Here is a 3444-nt window from a genome sequence, read left to right as displayed (position 1 = left end):
ATACGATTCCATACAAGCATGCCCTTAAAAGGCACCATTTGGGTATTTTGCTCTTCAGGAGTCCAGTATTCTATAATATTATTGTAGGTCCCAAACCCAAATGGATCTATGAGACTTACCAAAGTTTTATTGTCTATGTCCTGGGTTAGTGTTAAAGTGATGAGGTAGGTGATAAAGAGGATTGCCCCACCGGCGTATGCCAGCATTACCCTCTTCGTTAGGCTTACCAATGAAAAGAAGATACACCCGGCAAAGAAAAAATTACTCCAGTACAACATTATAGTTGGCTGTAAATAGTGCAAAAAATTAAAAGATGTAAATCTTTCGGGCTCTTCATAGCCTGCGTACGGACCAATAATAAATCCTATGATAAGGCCCAGATGGAGTCCAAGGCTAATTAGAAACAATGAAGAAAGAGAGCCAAAAAAGCGACCTAAAATATAGCCTTTTTCAGTTATGGGATATGTGAAGTAATAGTTTTCTGTTTTGTGCTCAATATCCCTGTACACAGGCACTCCCATAATAGCACTGGCTATCATAATTCCAAAAATACTAACTGTACTGAGCATAGTGGCTATGGCTACCGGAGAATTCACAAAAACTTTTTCTGAGGCCGGTCCGTTGCCGCCGATGGCAATGATAAGCCCGAAAATAAAAAGGATCCCGAAATAGGCCCAGGTGGCAGGTCTTTTTAACCTGTATTTTATCTCGAATAGAAATATTTCTTTAAACATAATGGATAGGTTTTAAGTGATGGAGTGCTTAATCTGCGGAGAGCGCCATTCTTGATGTGATTTCAGCAAAATAAACATCTTCCAAATTGGCTTTACTTGGTTCAAAAGTGGAATCTGGTTTATTATCACTTAGGACATGAATAATAGTGCGTCCTGCTTTTAGATAAGTAGAAATTACTTGCATTTCAAATTGATACTCTTCCAAATCTCCTTTTTCTATGGCCTTTTTCCATATCCTGCCTTTAACGCCCTCTGTCAGTTCTGAGGGATTACCCTTGGCAACCACCTCCCCTAAGCATATAATAGCCATATTGTTGCACAGATTGGAAACATCGTCAACAATATGAGTAGATAGAATAACTATTGTATTCTCGCCAATCTCACTTAATAAATTATGAAACCTGATGCGCTCTGCAGGATCTAATCCGGCAGTGGGTTCATCAACAATAATTAATCTGGGATCTCCAATTAACGCCTGTGCAATGCCAAAGCGTTGTTTCATTCCTCCGGAATAGGTGCCCAGACTTTTATTTCGCACATGCCATAAATTGGTCTTATTTAATAAAGATTCTACAAGGTCTTTGCGTTCCGATTTATTAGACACTCCTTTTAACGAGGCTATATGATTGAGCATATTGTAGGAACTTATTTTCGGATATACTCCAAATTCCTGCGGCAGGTACCCAAGGATTTCCCTCACTTTGGCTTTATCCTTCAGAATATCAATATCACCCAGAGTTGCAGAACCTTAATCTGCCTGTTGTAAAGTAGCCAGTGTTCTCATTAGTGAAGATTTACCCGCCCCATTGGGACCTAAAAGCCCAAACATTCCCTGAGGTATGGTAAGGGTCACATCTTTTAAAGCCTGAACGCCGTTTGAATACGTTTTGTTTAAATCTTTGATTTGTAGTTCCATAGTTGAGTTTAGTATGTTGGTTTATTAGTATTTAATATAAAAGGCAAAAACCATTTCGCCCGTATCATTTTATTGATTGTTTTTCCTTTTTCATTTTAATTATAAATCCTTCAAAAAGCATCATTTTTAGCCGTTAGTTACTTATGGTTTTTATGATCAAAACAAAATTGAGATTATTTAGAGGTAATAGAAGCTATTCCTCTCCAATCGTCATCAATTTCCTGGGTTATCATATGTGCGGATCTGTTTAAAAATAATTTGGCCGCGCTATCGGTTTCCTCTTTTTTTACAATTTGCTGAAACGTTACTGCTGCCATCGCAAACTCTCTGGTAAAATATAAATTCATTCCTTCCTCAAAAATGCTTAGGGTTTGCAATTTGTGCGCTAACAGTGTTTCATTGTCACCATTTATACATTCGTAAATATCTATCGGTTTTTGTTTCCCTTTCACCTGAACAGGGCCTAAATATCTAAAATCAAATTCTTCCGGATTAGTCAGTTTGTTTTTACAAATATCAGTTAGTAAAATGGATGATCCATAGTGCTTGGCGAGCCCTTCAATCCTGGAAGCGGTATTCACGGTATCGGATATTATTGCAGCATCCAATCGTTCTATATCACCTGTGATTCCCATAATCAAATTACCGTTTTGCATCCCAATCCCTAGTTTTACTGTAAAACCATTTTTGGTAATTCTTTCTTCATTATAAAGCCGAAGGGAAGCTTGCATTTTTACAGAAGCCCTTAATGCGGTCTCTGCGCCATCAGGGAACAGTGCCATAAAGCCATCTCCCAGATATTGCATTATAAATCCTCCATTTTCACGAACAATAGGTCCCATCCTTTTATTAAATGAGTTGATAAAAAGGAAGTTATCCTCAGGGGTCAAAAATTCCGAGATGGTAGTAAAATCTCTTATATCAGCGAATAGTACGGTCACTTCTTTTTCTACAAGGTCGCCTAAAGACACCTCAGTTAGCTTATCTTTTCCTAAAAACTTAATAAATTCATGTGGAACGAATTTTTGACTTACTTCATGAATAGACCTGATTGCCTCTTCTCGTTCCTTGGACTCCTGAAGACCTTTTTGATACAAATAGGCAGTCTCGAGTGCACCTGCTGATTGCAATGAAATGGTGGTGAGCAATTTCAGTTCGGCGGCAGTGAACTCCTTTTGTTCATTATGACCCAGTATAACCATGCCCAAAGTGCGATGTTTAACTTTTAAGGGGGAATACATAATGGTTTTAAGGTGATTTAGAGCCGGGTTATTCTCAATTTTTTCTGACGGCACAATAGCAGAAGTACCCCTGCTAATCAGCTCTTTAAGCAAGAAATTTAGTTTATCAATATTTTCTTCCCTTTCCGGATTCTGGCCGAAGGAGGCGAGTTCAACAACTTTATTTTTCTCAGGCTCATAAATTAAGAAGAGGCCGTGAGTTGAATTAATGATTTGCGAGGCTTCACTAAGTGCCATTTCTGCAATTGATTTGGCATCTATCTTTTCTGAGATTCGCTCACTAAAATCATAGATCATATTTATCTCCCGATACAAACCTAAAACCTCAATACCTATTTTTTTCTTTTCGATCTCTTTTTCAACAAAAACCATAATCATATCAGCAAGTAAGTTTCCGTCTTCACCTGAAGCGACTAGAGTCCCATAGGTAATTTCGTCAAGAATTAGCGGAAATGATTGAAAGCTATCTAAGGGCGATCCAAGTAAAAGAGTATCATCAAAGCCCATCACTGCAAAATTCAATCTCAATTTGGCCGCGATAGTAGCAATTACC

The 3444-nt window shown here is 38.1% G+C and carries 2 protein-coding genes and 1 pseudogene; all 3 read right to left on the bottom strand.

Translation table 11 applies throughout. The features are described from left to right. On the bottom strand, positions 1–734 hold a 734-nt coding region (locus WBN20_RS05545), incomplete at its 3' end, for an ABC transporter permease (protein ID WP_424281008.1). A 28-nt stretch (positions 735–762) separates the two neighbouring features. Beyond that, positions 763–1650, bottom strand: a pseudogene (locus WBN20_RS05540) (ABC transporter ATP-binding protein). 173 nt (positions 1651–1823) lie between these two features. Next, the coding region (locus tag WBN20_RS05535; RefSeq protein ID WP_424281007.1) for an adenylate/guanylate cyclase domain-containing protein at positions 1824–3444 on the bottom strand (1621 nt) is incomplete at its 5' end.

It is taken from the genome of Eudoraea sp., assembly GCF_049665975.1.
Lineage (GTDB): Bacteria > Bacteroidota > Bacteroidia > Flavobacteriales > Flavobacteriaceae > Eudoraea.
This window is presented reverse-complemented; position numbering and strand designations above follow the sequence as displayed.